The following is an 18,335-nucleotide window of genomic DNA, read 5'->3' as shown; positions in this document are numbered from 1 at the left end:
ATTCCGCCTAACTTTCCCCTAACTTTCCGCCCCCGACCCGACCCCGATCACCGCGCGGGCGCGGGATGGCTCCGCCGGCCCGAGCAACCCAGCATAGACCGCAAGCACGACCGCCACGCCCGCGGCGCCCCAGATGCTGGCGGTGCCGAAGCTCCGGTACATCAGGCTTCCCACCACCGCGCCGCCGACCAATCCGAGCCACAGCGCGAGATACGGCACCCATGCCCAGCGCGCCCCGCCCAGCATTGCATCGGCCAGGCGCTGCCCGAACTTGACGAGCGTACCGGTCATGTACGTGACCCCGATGCTCACTTCGCCCGCGCGCTGGAAGGTGGTGTTCACGCACCCCATCGCCGCCGCCATCAGCGGCGTCGCCCAGCCGCCCGCGCCCGCCAAGTCGAGCCAGCCCGCCACCGCAAGCAGCGCGCCGACCACCAGCAGGATCACGGGCTTGCGCCACACCCCCGCCGCCGCCGCGATCAGCGTGCCGAGCACGACGCCGCCGACGAACGCGCCGAGCAGCCCGATCGCGACCCGCGCGACATAGGGGTCGACGACCAGGCCGACCGCAAGCCGGGTCGAATTGCCGCTCATGAACGAAACGAACAGCCCGCCGAGCTTGAGGAAGCCGACCGCGTCGACATAGCCCGCCATACTCGACGTTCCCGCCGCGAGCAGCCAGACGCGCGTGCTGTATCGTGTCATGGTCGAATCCTCAGCGTCTTCCCCGGCGAAGCAGGGTTCGCATGCGCACGATTGTGCAGCGGCGGCAATCCGCCCTAGGAAGCCCCATGCCCGCAACCCCCGCATGGCCCCCGCAATCCACCCCGCGCCTGTTCGTCGAGCACCCGCTCGCGCCCGGCCCGCTGCGCGTCGAGGGCGCGCAGGCGCATTATCTCGCGACCGTCATGCGGATGAAGGCGGGGGACCCGGTCAAGCTGTTCGATGGCCAGTCGGGCGAATGGCTCGGCGTCGCCGCGAGCGTCGGCAAGCGCGACCTGATGCTCGACGTCACCGAGCGCTTGCGCGAACGCGAGCATGTCCCCGACCTGTGGCTGTGCGCCGCGCCGATCAAGAAGGGGCGGATCGACTGGGTCGCGGAAAAGGCGTGCGAGCTCGGCGTCGCGCGGCTCGTGCCCGTCCTCACCCGACGGACGATCGTCGACCGGCTGAACGGCGAACGGCTCCGCGCGCACATGGTCGAGGCGGCCGAGCAATGCGGCCGGACCGCGGTTCCCGAGCTTGCCGAACCCGTGAAGCTGACCGCGCTGCTGCGCGACTGGCCTGCCGGGCGCGCGCTGTATTTCGCGGATGAAACGGGCGGCACGCCCGCCGCCGCCGCAATGCGCGACGGCCCGGCGAGCGCCGCGATCCTCGTCGGTCCCGAAGGAGGATTCGACGATGCCGAACGCGAAGCGATCCGCGCCGTGCCGGGCGCGACTGCGATCACGCTCGGCCCTCGCATCCTCCGCGCGGACACCGCCGCGGCGGCGGCAACGGCGCTGTGGATGGCCGCGCGTGGTGATTGGTAGGTAGCGGATCGAAACCCGCTGGCGGGCGACGCAACGCGGCGCTAAGGCGCGACGATGACGACCCGCTCCGACACCATCAAGACCTCCCCCCTGATCGAGTCGCGCGACCAGCTCGTCGCCAGTTTCGCGAGCGGGGAAAAGCCCCCGGAACGCTGGCGGATCGGTACCGAGCATGAGAAGTTCGTCTACGCCGACAGCGACCACCATGCGCCGAGCTACACCGAGAAGGGCGGCATCCGCGACCTGCTCGATGCGCTCCAGGCCTATGGATGGACGCCGGTCGAGGAGAATGGCAACGTCATCGCCATGACGGGGAGCGACGGCTCGATCAGCCTGGAGCCCGCCGGCCAGTTCGAACTGTCGGGCGCACCGCTCGAGACCCTTCACCAGACCTGCGCCGAGACCGGCCGGCATCTGGAACAGGTCAAGGCGATCGGCGAGAAGTTCGGGATCGGCTTCCTCGGCCTGGGCATGTGGCCGGACAAGACCCGCGCCGAACTGCCGATCATGCCCAAGGGGCGCTATGCGATCATGCTGCGGCACATGCCGCGCGTGGGCACGATGGGTCTCGACATGATGCTGCGCACCTGCACGATCCAGGTGAACCTCGATTACCAGTCCGAAGCCGACATGGTGCAGAAGTTCCGCGTCGGACTCGCGCTCCAGCCGCTCGCCACCGCGCTGTTCGCCAATTCGCCCTTCACCGAGGGCAAGCCCAACGGGATGCTCTCGTACCGCAGTCATATCTGGTCGGACACGGATCCGGCACGCACGGGGATGCTGCCGTTCGTGTTCGAGGATGGCTTCGGTTACGATCGCTACACGGAGTACGCGCTCGATGTGCCGATGTACTTCGTCTACCGCGAGGGCCGCTATATCGACGCAGCGGGGCTGTCGTTCCGCGATTTCCTCGAGGGCAAGCTATCGGTGCTGCCCGGCGAGACGCCGACGCTCGACGACTGGAACGACCATCTGTCGACCGCCTTCCCCGAAGTACGACTCAAGACCTTCCTCGAGATGCGCGGGGCGGACGGGGGTCCGTGGGGGCGGATCTGTGCGCTGCCGGCCTTGTGGGTCGGGCTGCTCTACGATGCTCAGGCGCTCGATGCCGCGTGGGATCTCGTCAAGCACTGGACGATCGAGGAACGCCAGGCGTTGCGCGATTCGGTCCCCAAGCTTGGCCTCGACGCGCCGATCGCGGGCGGCCGCAAACTGCGCGACATCGCGGGCGAGGTGCTCGACATCGCGCACGCAGGCCTCGCCACGCGCGCGCGGCTCGATACGAGCGGCAATAACGAGACCGGGTTCCTGGATCCGCTCCGCGAAGTCGTGCGCAGCGGCAAGGTACCTGCCGAAGTGCTTCTGGAAAAATATCACGGCGTCTGGGGTGGCGACGTTTCCAAGGTCTATGACGCGCTACGCTTCTAGGTTTACCGCGATGTCTCGGGGGGTGCCGCCAGGCGCGCCCCGATCAGCCCGACGATCTGCTGCCAGGTTTCGGCAACGGACGGTTGGTCGGGCGTAGCGGCCTCGACCTGCGCCTGGGCTACACCGAGCGCCCGTGCGCCGAACGTCTCGACCATGACGTTCGCCATGGCTTCGATCTTGTCGGATGTCCCGGACACGGCAGTGGTCATGGCACGACGCTCCCAACACAGGGTTCACTGCCGGATACCCGCCGGGTCGACAGCGCACCATAGCGCAATATGCTCTATTATGGCATTGATTCTGCACCGGGGATTTATGGAAGTGCGGATTCTGCAAAGCTTTTTCGATCCCGATGTGCCGGTGGCCCACGTTCTCACCGACTTGGCCGGCACGTATCTGTCGGTCGACGACGCCTATTGCGAGATCCTCGGTCGCGAGCGAACCGAGTTGATCGGCCGGGTCGCCGTTCAGTTTACCAACCCGGTCGAACAGGCCCGCCACATCCGTGCAATCGCGCAATTGCGCGATTCCGGCGCCCCGCTCACGATCAGCAAAAGCTACGTCCGTTCGGACGGCAAGCTCATGCGGGTCCAGAATCGGGCTTCGGTCGTGTCGGACGGGATCGGACCGCAGCGCTTGGTCGCGACCGTCCGCCCGCTCGCCGACGCAATGCCGATCGGTACGCTCGAAAGCAACTTCATCACCGTAACGCGGATGTTGCGCGCTCGCCGGGGCCGTAGCGATGCGTTCGGCGCCGAGCGCTTTGCCGGCGCGAAATGGGACATCGCGCTGGCGTGCTTCAAGCTGGAATGTGTTGGCCCGCGGCTGTCGATCGGCGACATCTGTCGGGAAATCGGGCTCGATCCGACGTCCGGGGCGCTCGACGTGCTGGACATGGTCGCGCGGGGCGACCTCGAAATCGAAAATGCCGGATGCGGTCTGGAGGATTCATCCGTTCGAACCTCGACCGCGCTGCAAGCCGAGCTCGCCCGCTACCTGTCGCAATATGGCGGCCCGCCGCCCGGCAAGGTCTGATACGCGCCGCAATTGGGGCATCAGCCTTGCCGCTCGATCCAGACGCGGACGGCCCGCGCAACCATCGGCATGCGTCGAGGCCAGACACCACGCCAGCCCGCATTCGGCACTTACCGCCGATAAAGGCGGGGCGTCGGCTGCACTGGCCGAAGGAGCAAGGGCGGCGTCGTGAAACATCGCCCCCGGGCGTATCCGAAACGGGTTGGCGCAGCGTAAGGCATGCGGTGGCGTGTGCGGACGCTACCCTCGCAGCATCTTGATGATCGCGGAAAAGTCCAGTCCGCCCTGTCCGTCGTCAGCGAACCTCTGATACAGTTCGGCCGCCTTCGTCCCCATCGGCGTGTCCGCCCCTGCGCCGCTGGCCGCTTCGGCGGCGAGCTTGAGGTCCTTCAGCATCAGCGCGGTCGCAAATCCCCCTTGATACTCGTGGTCGGCGGGGGTGTCGGGCCCAACCCCCGGCACCGGGCAATAGCGCGTCATCGACCAGCTTTGCCCCGAGGAGACGCTCGAGATATCGTAGAAGGTCTGGGCGTCCAGCCCGAGCTTTTCCGCCAGCAGGAACGCCTCGCACGTCGCCACCATCGTCGCGCCGAGCAGCATGTTGTTGGCGATCTTCGCGGCCTGGCCGGTGCCGTTGCCGCCCGCGTGAATCACGGCCTGCCCCATCGCCGCGAGGATCGGCTTGGCCTTGGCGAAGCCCGCGTCGGTACCGCCGACCATGAAGGTCAGCGTGCCCGCATTGGCTGCACCGATTCCGCCAGAAACAGGCGCGTCGACCGCAGTGATACCGTTGGCGAGCGCGGTCTCGGCGACCCGCTTGGCGGTGGCGACGTCGATCGTCGAGCAATCGATCAGAAGCGTTGTCGGCAGGATGTTGGCCGCGAACAGGTCTGCATAGACCGCTTCGACGTGACGACCGGCTGGGAGCATGGTGACGATCGCTTCGGCATCCTCGGCCGCCTCCGCAGCAGACTCCACGGGCAGGCAGCCAGCCGTTCTGGCGCGTTCAAGGGCTTCGGACGACAGATCGAACGCGCGGACGTCATGCCCCGCCTTCGCAAGATTCGCGGCCATTCCGCCGCCCATGTTGCCCAGCCCGATGAATGCGATGCGTGCCATTGTTTCTCTCCTTATTCTTATTCCCCACTCCCGCTAGCGGGAGGGGTCGGGGGAGGGCAGTGCCGCAGCGCGCGCGGCTTGAAGCACGCCCCTCCCCTAGCCCCTCCCGCACGCGGGAGGGGATTTTGCGTCACTTCCCCGTCCACACCCCTTGGCGCTTCTCGACGAAGGCGGTCATGCCTTCGCTCTGGTCCTCGGTCCCGAACAATGCGTGGAACAGGCGGCGTTCGAACTGGACGCCCATGCCGAGCGACGTCTCGAACGCGGCATTGACCATTTCCTTGTTCGCCAGCACCGCGAGCGGGGCCATGCCCGCGATCGTCGCGGCGACCTTGACCGCTTCCTCGACCAGCTCGGCGGCGGGGATCACGCGCGAGGCGAGCCCGGCGCGTTCGGCCTCGGCGGCGTCCATCATCCGCCCGGTCAGGCACATCTCCATCGCCTTGGCCTTGCCGACCGCGCGCGTCAGCCGCTGCGACCCGCCCATGCCGGGCGAGACCGCGAGCTTGATCTCGGGCTGGCCGAACTTGGCGCTATCGGCGGCGAGGATGAAGTCGCACATCATCGCCAGCTCGCACCCGCCGCCGAGCGCATAGCCCGCGACCGCCGCGATGATCGGCTTGCGCGTGCGCGTGAATCGGTCCCAGCCGGCGAAAAAGTCATGCGCATACATGTCGGCGAAGCCCTGCGCCTGCATCTCCTTGATGTCCGCGCCCGCCGCGAACGCCTTCTCGCTGCCGGTGATGACCGCGCAGCCCTGCGACGGATCCGCATCGAACGCCGCCATCGCCGCGAGCAGGCCAGCGAGGATCTGGCTGTTGAGCGCGTTGAGCGCCTTGGGCCGGTTGAGCGTGATCAGCGTGACGCGGTCACGCTGTTCGACGAGGATCGTTTCGTACGTCATGCCGGGGTCCATTCATCGGCTGGAGAGAGAGGCGCAAAGATCTGGTCGATCACGTGATCGGTCACGTCCTCGGGCGTCGCCGGGTCCCAGCGTGGGGCGTTGTCCTTGTCGACGATCACCGCGCGGACGCCTTCGAGAAAATCATGCCGCTGCACGACACGCGAGCCGATCGCATATTCCTGCCGCATCTCGTCCTCGAACGTCGCCATCATCTTGCCTTCGTGGAGCAGGCGGAGCGACACTTTCATCGTCTGTGGCGACTTGGTGCGGAGCGTGGCGAGCTGTTGCGTCGCCCAGTCCCCGCCATCTGCTTCGAGCGCCGCGTAGATGTCCTCAAGTGCGTCGGAGGCGAACAGCCGGTCGATCGCCTCGCGCTGCGCAAGGATCTTCGCTTCGGGCGGCGTCTCGCCGAGAGCGTCGAGCGTCGCCGCTATCGCCTGTGGATTGGCGGCAATCTGCGCCTTGGCATCGTCCAGCGACGCGCTCTGCAAATAATGCGTCGCCAGACCCAGCGCGAGGCACTCCGCCCCGTCGAGCCGGTGCCCGGTCAGCGCGAGATACTGCCCGATCCGCCCCGGCAGCCGCGACAGATACCAGCCGCCGCCGACATCGGGGAACAGCCCGATTCCGGTCTCGGGCATCGCGAACTTGGTGTTCTCGGTCGCCACGCGGAAATCGCACGGGCAGGCGATGCCGACGCCGCCGCCCATCGTAATCCCGTCCATGAACGCGACGGTGGGCTTGGCGTAGGTGAACAGCCGATGGTTGAGCCGATATTCGGTGTGGAAGAACGCGCGCGCCGCGACCCCATCCGCCGCGCCGCTTTCCGCGAGCATCCGGATGTCGCCACCCGCGCAGAAGCCCCTGCCCTCGGCGTGGTCGAGCAGCACCGCCTCGATCGCGGGGTCGGCACGCCATGCGTCGAGCGCATCCAGCATCGCGACACACATGTCGGTCGTCAGCGCATGAAGCGCCTTCGGCCGGTTGAGCCTGATCCGGCCGACAGGCCCTTCGATAATGGTCAGGACGTCGCTGGTCATGCACGGTCTCTCATCACTGTCTTCGTGTCTTTGTGGCTTCGTGCGAGAAAAGTTCTTTTGCGCACAAAGCCACAAAGCCACGAAGAAGAAGGGGGGCTTGGCTCCGCCGGGTTATTGTCGCGTCAGTTCGCGCCCGATGATCATCCGCATCACCTGATTGGTCCCCTCAAGGATCGAATGCACGCGCAGGTCGCGCCAGAAGCGTTCGATCGGGTAATCCATCAGATAACCGTAGCCACCATGCAGTTGGAGCGCACGGTCGGCGACCAGCGAGCCGGTATCGGTCGACAGCCGCTTCGCCATCGCCGCAAACTTGGTCTTGTCGGGCGCGTTCGCGGTGACCTTCGCCGCTGCCATGTAGAGCAGCGCGCGCGCCGCCTCGAGGTCGGTCGCCATGTCCGCGAGCATGAACTGCGTGTTCTGGAAATCCGCAATCGCGGTGCCGAACTGCTTGCGATCCTTGGTGTAGGTCACGGATTCATCGAGGCACCGCTGCGCCCCGCCAAGCGAACACGCACCGATGTTGAGCCGCCCGCCATCGAGCCCCATCATCGCGATGCGGAACCCCTCGCCCTCGCCGCCCACAAGGTTATCCACAGGGACATGCACATCCTCGAACACCACCTGCGCGGTCGGCTGCGAGTGCCAGCCGAGCTTGCGCTCGTTCGCGCCGAAGCTGACGCCGGGCATGTCCTTCTCGATCACCAGGCACGAAATGCCCTTGGGGCCGTCCTCACCAGTGCGGACCATCGTCACATAGACCTCGTTCTCGCCGCCGCCCGAGATGAACTGCTTGGTGCCGTTGACGACATAATGGTCGCCGTCCCGGACTGCGCGGGTCTTGAGCGCGGCGGCGTCCGAGCCCGAGCCCGGCTCGGTCAGGCAATAGCTCGCAATCCGGTCCATCGTGACGAGCGACGGCAGATACTTGTCCTTCACCCCTTGCCCGCCGAACCGGTCGATCATCCAGCTCGCCATATTGTGGATCGAGATGAACGCCGAGATCGACGGGCAGCCATAGGCCATCGCCTCCATGATCAGCGCCGCTTCGAGCCGCCCGAGATTGATCCCGCCCGATTCCTCCGAAACGTAGATCGCCGCGAACCCCAGTTCCGCCGCCGCCTTGATCGTGTCGCGCGGGAAGATGTGTTTCTCGTCCCACTCCGCCGCGAACGGCGTGATTTGGTCGGCGGTGAAGCGGCGCGCGAGCTCCTGGATCTCGCGCTGATCGTCGGTTAGGTCGAACTGGTCGGTCATGCAAAGCTCTCTTGTCGTATCAGGGGCAGGCAGAGCGCCTCACCCCATCGTCGGAATCACGAACGCATCCTGGATCCGGCTGGGTCCACCGTCCTCGCTGCCGCCCGGCAAAGCCGAGCCGTCGGGCCAGCGCTGCGTCACGGTCTTGACCTTGGTCCAGAACTTGACGCCTTCCATGCCGTGCTGGTTGGTATCGCCGAACGCGCTGCGCTTCCACCCGCCGAACGTGTGATAGGCGACCGGCACCGGGATCGGCACGTTGATCCCGACCATCCCGACATTGACCCGCGCCGCGAATTCGCGCGCCGCGTGGCCGTTGCGCGTGAAGATCGCGACGCCGTTGCCGTACTGATGCTCGCTCGGGAGCCGGACGGCATGATCGAAATCGTCCGCGCGAACGATCTGGAGGACCGGGCCGAAGATCTCCTCCTTGTACGATTCCATCGACGGGGTGACGTGGTCGAACAGCGACGGGCCGATGAAGAACCCCTTCTCATGCCCCTGCAATTCGAACCCGCGCCCGTCGACGACGAGCTCCGCGCCCTCGTCGACGCCCGTCTGGATCCACTGCTCGATGCGCGCGCGGTGCGCGGCATTCACGACCGGACCGTAATGCGCGTCCTTGTCGGTCGAAACCCCGACCCGCAGCGCGGCAATCGCCGGGATCAGCTTCTCGCGCAACGCGATCGCGGTCTTCTCGCCGACCGGCACCACCACCGGCAACGCCATGCAGCGCTCGCCCGCCGACCCGAATGCCGCGCCCGACAGATCCGCGACGACCTGGTCCAGATCGGCGTCGGGCATGACGATCCCGTGGTTCTTCGCGCCACCCATCGCCTGGACGCGTTTCCCCGCCGCGACGCCGCGCTTGTAGACGTAGTGCGCGATGTCGGACGAGCCGACGAAGCTGACCGCGCTGATCGCGGGATGATCGAGGATCGCGTCGACCATTTCCTTGTCGCCGTGGACGACCTGGAGGATGCCCTCGGGCAGCCCCGCCTCGCGGAACAGCTCGGCGAGCCGGACCGGCACCGACGGATCACGCTCGGACGGCTTGAGAATGAACGCATTGCCGGTCGCGATCGCCACGCCCGACATCCACAGCGGGATCATCGCCGGGAAATTGAACGGGGTGATGCCCGCCCCGATGCCGAGCGGCTGGCGCATGGAATAGACGTCGATCCCCGGCCCCGCGCCCTGGGTATACTCGCCCTTGAGCACATGCGGGATACCGCAACAGAATTCGATCACCTCGAGCCCGCGCTGGATATCGCCCTTCGAATCCGCGATCACCTTGCCGTGCTCAGACGACAGCAGCTCGGCGAGCTCGTCCATGTGCAGTTCGACCAGCCGCTTGAACTCGAACATCACGCGCGCACGGCGCTGCGGGTTGGTCGCGGCCCAGCCCGGCTGCGCTTTTTGCGCGGCGGCGATCGCGGTATCGAGGTCGGCTTGCGTGCCGAGCGTCACCGTCGCCTGGACCTGCCCGGTGTTGGGGTCGAACACGTCGCCGCTGCGCGCCGCGCCGCCCTGGGTGCCGTTCGCCGACAGGCCGGCGATATGATGGTCGATGATCCGCATGGCATCCTCTTCGCTTGTTTGGCGCGTCTTTCGCCCATTCTGGAACGCGCGCCAAGCGCGAATGGCTATCAAAGTGGTTGCGCAAGAAACTTTTCCGACGGAACGGCCTGCTCAGCAGGCGGGTTGCACCGAAGAAAGACGCACGCTATCGGACGTGCAGCGACGCGTCGGCACCGCCTGGTGCGCGGGTATAGTACAATGGTAGTACAGCAGCCTTCCAAGCTGAATACACGGGTTCGATTCCCGTTACCCGCTCCAGCCACCGGTTCCCATTGCGATCCTCCGCATACGCCGTTCACAGCACGTTCATCGCATTGGGTCGCACACGCAGCGCAGGCCAGAGTTCCGGCCACGCGTTAGGACCAGCAGTGACAATATTCGGATTTGGCCGATCAGCAGTGGCGTTCGGCCTTGCACTGGCATGCGCAACGCCCGCCTTCTCGGCGCAGTCGGTGTTCGCGGCCAGTGTCTACGCAACGAACGGTGCCCACATCGCGGGTGGATCGTACGGCGCGATCGTAGCGGGCGCGTTCAGCGATTCCGACGGGGCGAACGCGCGCAACTTTACGAGTCTTTCGCGTTCAACCAGCGCCGCCGACAGCGTCGCCCGTACGCTTTCGCAAACCTACGCGGCCCGCACCGCGACCGGTACCCTGACGACGGGGCAATATACGCCCGGCGATGCTACACTGCAGGGAACGTCGAGCGGGACGAATATCTTCTACATCGACGGATCGACTTACAGCCGGCTTTACGCGCTGACATTTTCCGGCATCGGCAGCGGCGCAGTCGTCAATGTGAGCGGCGGATCGCTGACGAACTTTCTCAACATTTCCTACGGGTCGCTGTTGCCGAGCCAGGTCCTGTTCAATTTCTACGAAGCAACGACGGTGTCGATGGGCGGAATGACGATCGCCGGTTCGCTGCTCGCGCCGGACGCCCGCGTGCAGATCCAGGGCGGATCGGTCGCCGGATCGGTGGTTGCCAACAGCTTCTATTCCGAGGGTGCGACGATCGGGGGCCAGGGCTTCGTCGACAACAGCGCGACGACGGTCACGGCCATTCCCGAGCCAGCGACCTGGACCATGCTGCTGCTAGGGTTTTGCGCGATCGGCTTCGTTTTGCGCCGCAAACGCACGATTACCGTTGCTCAACCGTGCGTGACCGCGTTGGCGGCAGGGTCTTCGCGATTGGCATATGCCGCACCAGCCGTCAGGGGCTGATTCCGGCCACGGGGCAGCGGCTCGTCCAGCAGGCGCGCCATTACCCTCGTGTATAACGCATCCCCGGTTACCAGCTTGTGATAGAACGGATTGTTTGCATCGCCGGCAACCCCGTCCCCGGGGAAATACCCGATCCGGTCGGTAACGACATTCGCCCCCTCGCCCCGATAGAACGCAACGAGCTGCTCGATCACGAGCTTGGCCCGGCCGTAAGCGGTATCGGTGCCGATATGTAGCGAGGAGGGAATGAAAATCCCGGCCAATCGGCGCCACTCCGCCAGATGCCGGACCGCGCGTTCGACGTGCCCGGCGGGATCTTCGTGCTGATACGCACAATCGAAGAGATACGCACGCGCGTCCATCATCGGCCATTCGAGCCGCGCAATGGCTTCGCCGGTCACGACCTCGAAGCCATCCTCCACCAGCCGCGATGCGAACGCCTGTCCTACCCGCCCTTGATGCCCGTGAACGATCGCGAGGCGGCGCATGCAAAATCCTTAGGTTTTGGTCGCTCGACCGGGGACAAGGGCACGAAAAGGCGCCAAGCAACGCTGGCGCCTTTCGAGAATCGGTTCATTGAAGATGGCTCGCGGACTTACGCCCGCACGCTATCCGTAAGAATACGCAGATGCTCGCGCCGACCGCAAGGGTGGCGAACCGTCATTTCATCCCAACGCCGGCACCGTACGGCGGTGCTCCCTCGCAAGTCATATGCGGGAAACCACAGTTGGACCAGCAAGTCGGCTGCCATGCCGCAGGAATGAACCTGCGGCGTCCCGGGGCTTGCACGCGCCCGCTACGTGATGAGCCGTCGCAACCAGGGAACCCGAACAACCACGAACGCCGTAGCCGTCGAACCCGCCGCGACTATGCCCGCAATATACAAATAATATCCAAACCCGGCGTCGAGATGCGTTCGGATCATCCAGATGAACAGGGGGTGGATGAGATATACCGCCAAACTGATCCGCCCCAGCCCGCTCAGACGATCCAGTGGCCCATCGCCATTCAAAGACCGGGCGAGATTGAAGACGGAAGCGCCAAAGGGGAATACCGCCAGCAGGCTCTCCGCGTTGCCGACATCCCGGTTTCCGAGAACAAGGGTAACGCTATAGCGCTCGGCAAACATCGCGACCAGCGACAGCCCGCATAGGACGAACGCAAAGGACGGACGCTGTACCTTCGTGCCCTTGAGCAGATACCCGATCACCACGAACGCCGGCGCGCCCAGTTGACGCTTGAAGTCGTTCAAATGGGCAGGATAGGTGTCCATCCCGATCAGCGCATGATAATCCGCCAGTGCTGGTCCAGCTGCGGCAAGCACCATCGCAACGAGGATCGCCAGAACCCTCCCCCCTGCCGCGAGACTGATCGTAAGTATGATCAGCCCCAGCAGGAGTGCCGGCAGGAACCATAGATGGAACGCTGGACCGCCATCGATGAGCGCCAGGATTCTCCAGTGGCTTGGCAGCTTTTCCGGCAATGCCGCGGCCACCGCCAGATACAAACAATACCAAGCACCGTATATGGGTGCGATCCGCGCGATCGCGCGCGTCAGGTTGGCAACCACACCGCGTTCCGGTTTGAAATAATAGCCGCTGGCAATGAAGAAGAATGGCACGGCGCACCGGCAGAGCACGTCCATCGCAACTGCCCAGTCTGGCAGCCCCAAGGGTTGCGCAGAATTGACGGCGACGGGCGGCAGTACGTGGATACCGATGACCAGCAGCGCCATGACGTATCGAAAGAGTTCGATGCCTCCATCCCGTTGGGTCGAGGGGCCGTTGGAAGGCCGCGGTATCCGTTCCGGAGAATGTGACGCGGCCCGCCATGTCCCTTTCCCGAATGATCCGAGCATTGCCAACGCCCTTCCTCGCTGCCAGCCGCCGACGGACGGTCCGCGCGAGGTTCAGCGAGACAGGAGGGGAAAAGCAATCATACTCATTGAGGGCATGGGGCAGGTCCGACCACCCAACGTCGTGCGCAAGCGGTGCAGTTCGGATGACCGTGGCGACAGGGACGACCGGCGCGGCACGCGCTTGACGGACGGGGGTAGCTTCTGCCGATTTTTGCGATTGTCGCGCTCACGTATAGCGATGGTGGACAGGGCTGGATTCGAACCAGCGTACGCTTGCACGGGCAGATTTACAGTCTGCTGCCTTTAACCACTCGGCCACCTGTCCCCAGGTTCGCATCCTCGAAGGATGGTCGCTCCGAAAAGCGAGGGCGTCCAATGCCGACCACTTGCCGTGCTGTCAACGCCCCCGAAGCGCGAAATTCTGCATTCGGGTCGGGGTTGCACCTGTTGCCCGTGCCGCATACCGGTAAATGGTCGTCGCATCGGACGATGCTCAACAACCGGGGGGTTATCATGCGTCGCGTTCTGCTGCTTTCTACCGCCATCGTATTTGCCACGGCGCCCGCGCTGGCGCAGACCGTCGATCGCGCGCAGGTTGCCCGCCTCATCGACGAGGGATCGACCCATAGCGACGTGATGCCGATCGCCGCGCATCTTGCCGACGTTATCGGCCCGCGGATGACCAACTCCCCGGCGATGCGTCAGGCCGAAGCCTGGACTCAGGCGAAGTTCACCGAATGGGGCCTGCGCAACGTCCACAAGGAAGGGTTCGACTTCGGACGCGGCTGGTACATCGTCAACTCCAGCGTCCGTATGCTTACACCGCGCCCGGTCGCGCTGACCGCAATCCCGATTGCCTGGACGCCCGCGACCAACGGCCCGATCAGCGCACCGATCGTCATCGCCCCGATGAAACGCGAACGGGATTTTGCCAAATGGCATGGGCAACTGGCCGGCAAGATCGTGCTCGTCACCCTCCCCGATACCGGCTCGGAGCCCAAGGAAGCGGCATTCCAGCGGTACAGCGCGGAGGAGCTCCGGAAGCTCGATCAGTATCAGCAGCCGAGCTACGATCCCGCCGCCGCCGATCGCCGGGTGAAGCGGCTCGATTACGCAAAGAAGCTCGATGCGTTCCTGAAGGCCGAAGGCGCGGTTGCGATGGCGACCATGGCATATCGCGACGGCAAGCTCGTCAGTGGCGAAGGCTATACGTTCGGCGTCGGCGACACCCCTGCCCTGCCGGCGGTCCAGATTTCGGCGGAAGACTATCGGCGACTCGCGCGCCTGGCAAAACTCGGCCCCGCCCCCACGCTCGAGATCAGCAGCGACGTACGCTTCGATGATAGTGATCCACAAGCGTATGACGTGATCGCCGAGATTCCCGGCACCGACCCGAAGGCTGGCTATGTCATGGCCGGGGCGCATCTCGATTCATGGGTGGCGGGCGATGGCGCCGCGGACAATGGCGCGGGTTCGGCGATGGTGATGGAGGCCGCGCGGATCATAGCCAAGACGGGCGTTCGGCCGAAACGGACGATCCGCTTCGCGCTTTGGGCGGGCGAGGAACAGGGGCTGCTCGGTTCGCTATCCTATGTCGAGAATCACCTCGCCACGCGCGGCAGCCCGAGCGAACCGAAACTCACTGGACTGAAGCTGTATACCGGCTGGTCCAACCGCTGGCCGATCACGCCCAGGCCCGGCTGGGGCGATCTCGCTGCCTATTTCAACCTCGACAACGGCTCGGGCAAGATCCGCGGCATCTATGCCGAGAACAATCCGGCAGTGGTGCCGATCTTCCGCGACTGGCTCGCGCCGTTCGCCTCAATGGGGGCGACCGATGTCGTGATCCGCAAGACCGGCGGGACCGATCACGTGTTCATGCAGTCGGTCGGCGTGCCGGGGTTCCAGTTCATCCAGGATCCGCTCGACTATGACAGCCGGGTGCATCATTCGAACATCGACACGTTCGATCACCTGAAGGGCGACGACATGCGGCAGGGCGCGACGATCCTCGCATCGTTCCTGGTCAATGCGGCAAATGCGGACAAGGCCTTGCCTCGCCCGCCACTACCGACCAAGCCGGTCGCGACCGACCCGTTCGCTTATTCCGACGAGGAAGAATGACACCGTGACCCTAGTGCGTATGATGAAGTTGGAGCAGCGTTGATGGCAGCACGTCGTGGACATCGTCCGTCCCAGGCCCCCGCGGGCCGCCCGCGGTTCTGGGGACGGCACGCCGTCGCCGCCGCGTTCGAGAACCCCGAGCGCGTCGTCCGCAAGATCTGGGCGACACGCGAGGCAAGCGCCGCGCTCGACATCCCCGCGGACGTGCCGATCGTCTATGCCGAAGTGACCGACCTTGCGCGGCTGGTGCCGGGCGACGCACCGCATCAGGGGATCGTGATCGAGGTCGATCCGCTCGAGGACATGTGGCTCGCCGACCTGTTGCAGCAGGGACAGGACGACAAGCGTCCGCTGATCGTGCTCGACCAGGTTACCGATCCGCATAATGTCGGCGCGATCATGCGCTCGGCGGCGGCGTTCGATGTGCTCGGCATCGTCACGCCGGATCGTCACGCGCCCCCCGAATCGGGAACGATTGCACGTGCGGCGTCTGGCGCGCTCGAGATCGTGCCGTGGGTTCGCGTGGTCAATCTCGCGCGCGCGCTCGACGAGATCGCGGAAGCGGGGTTCTGGCGCGTCGGGCTGACCGGCGAGGCGACGCAGACGCTCAATCAGGCAATGGGCACCCAGCGCGTCGCGCTTGTGCTGGGGGCCGAGGGTGAAGGCATGCGGCAGAATACCGCATCGCATTGCGACGAACTGGCGCGCCTGCCGATTTCGCCCAAGATGGAGAGCCTCAACGTCTCCAACGCCGCCGCGATCGCGCTGTATGCGGCGGCGAGCCGGTAGGAGCTCCCCTTGACCGCCTCCCCGGCGAAGGCCGGGGCCCAGTAGTGATGGCCGATGTAATAAAGCGCAGCGCGCGGATTACGATCGGCTCGCTCCTAGGCCCCGGCCTTCGCCGGGGAAGGCGTTAAGAATTTAGCCGCCTGAGGGAATGCCGCTCAATCCTCGGCGGCGATCGTTACCTTCAGGCCGTCAAGCGCATCGGTAAATTCGACCTGGCACGACAGCCGTGACGTCGCATTGCGATCCGCCGACGAGTCGAGCAGATCGTCCTCGTCCGCGCTCATCTTGGGAAGTTTGGCGGCAAAAGCCGGGTCGACATGGACATGGCAGGTCGCGCACGAGCAGCAGCCACCGCACAAGGCGAGCAACTCGTCGATGCCGGCGTCGCGAATGACCTCCATTACGGATAGGCCGGCCTCACCCATGATCTCGCGTTCTTCTCCCTCACGAGTCACGACGATAAGCTTGGGCATGCGTGCATCCTTGTATCAATGGGTCGATCTTGCCATGCCCAGCCCCACGCCGCGACGCAAGCGGCAAGCATGGGATGCCGCATGGGCCTGACGACCGAACAATTGACGACCGCCATGGACGTCCTCGCCGCACGCGAGCCCGCATTCGCGACGGCGCTCGGCCGGGTCGGCTACCCCCCGCCGCGGATCAGTGCGCGCGGCTTCGCAACGTTGCTGCGCACGATCATCGGGCAGCAAGTCAGCACGACCTCCGCGCAATCCACCTGGAACAAGCTGGAAGCGATCGTCGGCGACCTGAACGATCCGCACGCCATCACCCGCGCCACCGACGAACAGCTCCGCGCGGCCGGCCTGTCCCGCCAGAAAGCAAGCTATGCCCGCAGCCTGTCGGCGCTGGTGAGCAGCGGCGAGCTCGATCTCGCCAATCTGCCCGAGGATGACGAGGAAGCGATCGCCAAGCTGATCGCCGTGAAAGGCATCGGCCGCTGGTCCGCCGAAATCTACCTCCTCTTTGCGGAGGGGCGGACCGACATCTGGCCGGCAGGCGACTTGGCGGTGCAGATCGAGATCGGGCGGCTGCTCGGCCATGAGACGCGGCCGAGCGAGAAGCTGGTACGCGAACTCGCCGAAGCCTGGCGGCCGCATCGCGGCGCGGCGGCGATCTTCGCCTGGTATCACTATCAGAGCGACATGAAGGTCGTTTGATGGCACGCGCCGACCGCCTCGCTCGAATCGATGCGGATCGCATCGCCTATGAAACCGAGTATCGTGCCGCGTTGATTGCCGCGCTGGAAACAACTGCCAAGGGACGCTGGGGCCTGTTCGGCCATCAGGGCAAGAAGGGCGAAACATCCGCGTCGGTTGCCACCGTCGCTGCATTGATCTCTCTGGGAGAAACGATCGACGACCTGCGCGCTACGCTGGGGTTGGAGCCGTTCTCCTTGCATGCCGCGTTCGTCGCGGCGCGCGGCCCGGTCCGTTCGGACGCGGTAGGGGAGCCGAAACAGGCGCAGGCCTGGCTCGACCGGTTGAATCAGCAAAAGACGGAAACCTTGTGAGCACAGGCTGGAAGATCGGGATCATCGGCGGCTCCGGGCTGTACGCGATCGACGAACTCGAGAATGCGCAGTGGCGCGGCGTCGACACGCCATGGGGCGCGCCGTCGGACGATCTGTTGTGCGGCAATATCGGTTCGGTCGAGCTGGTCTTCCTGCCGCGCCACGGGCGCGGCCATCGGATCAGCCCATCCGAGCTCAACGCGCGCGCCAATATCGATGCGCTCAAACGGGCCGGCTGCACGGATATCGTAGCGATCTCCTCGATCGGATCGCTCCGGGAGGAACTCGAGCCGGGGCGCTTCGTGGTCGTCGACCAGTTCATCGACCGGACGACGCAACGTGCGCCGAGCTTCTTCGGGACCGGCATGGTGGCGCACGTGTCGATGGCCGAACCGGTCTGTCCCCGCCTGTCCGCCTTCGCTGCCGAAGCAGTGACGAGCGCGGGGGGCAAGGTGACCAAGGGGGCGACCTATCTCGCGATGGAGGGACCGCAATTCTCGACCCGCGCGGAAAGCCTGATGTACCGCCAGTGGGGCGCCGACGTGATCGGCATGACCGCGATGCCCGAGGCGAAGCTCGCGCGCGAGGCGGAGCTTCCCTATGCGCTGATCGGCATGGTCACCGACTATGATTGCTGGCGCGAAGAAGCCGCGTTCGTCGAGGTGAGCGAGGTGATCCGCCAGATGGGCGCGAACGGCGCCATTGCGCGTCGGACGGTTGCGGCACTGGTCGCGGCGCTGCCTGCCGAGCGCACGCCCTCGCCCCTCGATACGGTGCTCGACCATGCGCTGATCACGGCACCCGCGGCGCGTGATCCCGGGGTGCTCGCGAAGCTGGATGCGGTAGCCGGGCGGGTGCTGCGCTAGAGGGCGCGCCACGGGCGTTCTGCATGCTTTGTGCGAGACGCTTTTGCT

19 protein-coding genes and 2 tRNA genes are annotated in these 18,335 nt (G+C 65.5%); 10 read left to right on the top strand and 11 right to left on the bottom strand.

Going from position 1 to position 18,335, the window contains the following annotated elements:
* Window positions 1-18 precede the first annotated feature (18 nt).
* Entirely contained in the window at window positions 19-705 is a 687-nt protein-coding gene (locus tag L8K25_RS13095) for a YoaK family protein (RefSeq protein WP_242139433.1), read from the bottom strand.
* A gap of 86 nt (window positions 706-791) precedes the next feature.
* Between L8K25_RS13095 and L8K25_RS13090 the strand changes: the two genes are divergently transcribed.
* Window positions 792-1,532, top strand: a complete 741-nt coding sequence (locus L8K25_RS13090; protein WP_242139432.1) for a 16S rRNA (uracil(1498)-N(3))-methyltransferase — start codon at window positions 792-794, stop codon at window positions 1,530-1,532.
* Between the two features lie 54 nt (window positions 1,533-1,586).
* Complete coding sequence (locus L8K25_RS13085; protein ID WP_242139431.1) at window positions 1,587-2,960, top strand: glutamate--cysteine ligase; 1,374 nt, start codon at window positions 1,587-1,589, stop codon at window positions 2,958-2,960.
* Between the two features lie 2 nt (window positions 2,961-2,962).
* On the opposite strand, the gene L8K25_RS13080 is transcribed toward L8K25_RS13085, so the two are convergent.
* Entirely contained in the window at window positions 2,963-3,169 is a 207-nt protein-coding gene (locus L8K25_RS13080) for a hypothetical protein (protein ID WP_242139430.1), read from the bottom strand.
* Window positions 3,170-3,281: 112 nt separating this feature from the next.
* Between L8K25_RS13080 and L8K25_RS13075 the strand changes: the two genes are divergently transcribed.
* On the top strand, window positions 3,282-3,995 hold the full coding sequence (locus L8K25_RS13075; protein ID WP_242139429.1) for a PAS domain-containing protein: 714 nt from the start codon (window positions 3,282-3,284) through the stop codon (window positions 3,993-3,995).
* A 240-nt stretch (window positions 3,996-4,235) separates the two neighbouring features.
* On the opposite strand, the gene mmsB is transcribed toward L8K25_RS13075, so the two are convergent.
* The 5 genes from mmsB to L8K25_RS13050 all read right to left on the bottom strand — a co-directional run bounded on the left by mmsB (window position 4,236) and on the right by L8K25_RS13050 (window position 9,896).
* Window positions 4,236-5,114, bottom strand: a complete 879-nt coding sequence (gene mmsB / locus L8K25_RS13070) for a 3-hydroxyisobutyrate dehydrogenase (RefSeq protein ID WP_242139428.1) — start codon at window positions 5,112-5,114, stop codon at window positions 4,236-4,238.
* Window positions 5,115-5,244: 130 nt separating this feature from the next.
* Window positions 5,245-6,018, bottom strand: a complete 774-nt coding sequence (locus L8K25_RS13065; RefSeq protein WP_242139427.1) for an enoyl-CoA hydratase — start codon at window positions 6,016-6,018, stop codon at window positions 5,245-5,247.
* Window positions 6,015-7,058, bottom strand: a complete 1,044-nt coding sequence (locus tag L8K25_RS13060; protein WP_242139426.1) for an enoyl-CoA hydratase/isomerase family protein — start codon at window positions 7,056-7,058, stop codon at window positions 6,015-6,017. The genes L8K25_RS13065 and L8K25_RS13060 overlap by 4 nt, the downstream gene beginning before the upstream one ends.
* A gap of 111 nt (window positions 7,059-7,169) precedes the next feature.
* Window positions 7,170-8,315, bottom strand: a complete 1,146-nt coding sequence (locus L8K25_RS13055; RefSeq protein ID WP_242139425.1) for an acyl-CoA dehydrogenase family protein — start codon at window positions 8,313-8,315, stop codon at window positions 7,170-7,172.
* A 39-nt stretch (window positions 8,316-8,354) separates the two neighbouring features.
* A complete protein-coding gene (locus L8K25_RS13050; RefSeq protein WP_242139424.1) occupies window positions 8,355-9,896 on the bottom strand; it encodes a CoA-acylating methylmalonate-semialdehyde dehydrogenase in 1,542 nt (513 codons plus the stop codon).
* A gap of 184 nt (window positions 9,897-10,080) precedes the next feature.
* Here L8K25_RS13050 and L8K25_RS13045 point away from each other — a divergent pair.
* Window positions 10,081-10,154: transfer RNA gene (locus L8K25_RS13045), tRNA-Gly, on the top strand.
* 110 nt (window positions 10,155-10,264) lie between these two features.
* Window positions 10,265-11,119 carry a choice-of-anchor A family protein gene (locus L8K25_RS13040; RefSeq protein WP_242139423.1) on the top strand — a complete coding sequence of 285 codons (855 nt, stop codon included), beginning with the start codon at window positions 10,265-10,267 and terminating at the stop codon, window positions 11,117-11,119.
* Here L8K25_RS13040 and L8K25_RS13035 read toward each other — a convergent pair.
* The 3 genes from L8K25_RS13035 to L8K25_RS13025 all read right to left on the bottom strand — a co-directional run bounded on the left by L8K25_RS13035 (window position 11,047) and on the right by L8K25_RS13025 (window position 13,302).
* Window positions 11,047-11,607, bottom strand: a complete 561-nt coding sequence (locus L8K25_RS13035; protein ID WP_242139422.1) for a hypothetical protein — start codon at window positions 11,605-11,607, stop codon at window positions 11,047-11,049. The two genes, L8K25_RS13040 and L8K25_RS13035, sit on opposite strands and share 73 nt — an antisense overlap.
* Window positions 11,608-11,915: 308 nt before the next feature.
* Entirely contained in the window at window positions 11,916-12,977 is a 1,062-nt protein-coding gene (locus L8K25_RS13030) for an acyltransferase (RefSeq protein WP_277923640.1), read from the bottom strand.
* A gap of 239 nt (window positions 12,978-13,216) precedes the next feature.
* A tRNA-Tyr gene (locus L8K25_RS13025) sits at window positions 13,217-13,302 on the bottom strand.
* A 188-nt stretch (window positions 13,303-13,490) separates the two neighbouring features.
* Here L8K25_RS13025 and L8K25_RS13020 point away from each other — a divergent pair.
* Together L8K25_RS13020 and rlmB are read left to right on the top strand one after the other, a co-directional pair.
* Window positions 13,491-15,101 (top strand): M20/M25/M40 family metallo-hydrolase, encoded by a 1,611-nt coding sequence (locus L8K25_RS13020; RefSeq protein ID WP_242139420.1) that lies wholly within the window; start codon window positions 13,491-13,493, stop codon window positions 15,099-15,101.
* A gap of 42 nt (window positions 15,102-15,143) precedes the next feature.
* Window positions 15,144-15,890: a 23S rRNA (guanosine(2251)-2'-O)-methyltransferase RlmB gene (gene rlmB / locus L8K25_RS13015; protein WP_242139419.1), complete on the top strand. Its 747-nt coding sequence runs from the start codon at window positions 15,144-15,146 to the stop codon at window positions 15,888-15,890.
* A gap of 155 nt (window positions 15,891-16,045) precedes the next feature.
* Here the strand turns inward: rlmB and L8K25_RS13010 are convergent, their stop codons facing one another.
* Window positions 16,046-16,363: a 2Fe-2S iron-sulfur cluster-binding protein gene (locus tag L8K25_RS13010; RefSeq protein ID WP_242139418.1), complete on the bottom strand. Its 318-nt coding sequence runs from the start codon at window positions 16,361-16,363 to the stop codon at window positions 16,046-16,048.
* A gap of 81 nt (window positions 16,364-16,444) precedes the next feature.
* Here L8K25_RS13010 and L8K25_RS13005 point away from each other — a divergent pair, with 81 nt between their 5' ends.
* Genes L8K25_RS13005 through mtnP form a run of 3 tightly spaced genes read left to right on the top strand, consistent with a single transcriptional unit; the run spans window position 16,445 to window position 18,287 of the window.
* Complete coding sequence (locus L8K25_RS13005; RefSeq protein WP_242139417.1) at window positions 16,445-17,068, top strand: DNA-3-methyladenine glycosylase 2 family protein; 624 nt, start codon at window positions 16,445-16,447, stop codon at window positions 17,066-17,068.
* Window positions 17,068-17,421 (top strand): hypothetical protein, encoded by a 354-nt coding sequence (locus tag L8K25_RS13000; protein ID WP_242139416.1) that lies wholly within the window; start codon window positions 17,068-17,070, stop codon window positions 17,419-17,421. The genes L8K25_RS13005 and L8K25_RS13000 overlap by 1 nt, the downstream gene beginning before the upstream one ends.
* Complete coding sequence (gene mtnP / locus L8K25_RS12995; protein ID WP_242139415.1) at window positions 17,418-18,287, top strand: S-methyl-5'-thioadenosine phosphorylase; 870 nt, start codon at window positions 17,418-17,420, stop codon at window positions 18,285-18,287. Before L8K25_RS13000 ends, mtnP begins: the two co-directional genes overlap by 4 nt.
* Window positions 18,288-18,335: the final 48 nt, after the last annotated feature.

The organism is Sphingomonas sp. TREG-RG-20F-R18-01, from assembly GCF_022662475.1.
Classification (GTDB): Bacteria; Pseudomonadota; Alphaproteobacteria; order Sphingomonadales; family Sphingomonadaceae; genus Sphingomonas.
This window is presented reverse-complemented; position numbering and strand designations above follow the sequence as displayed.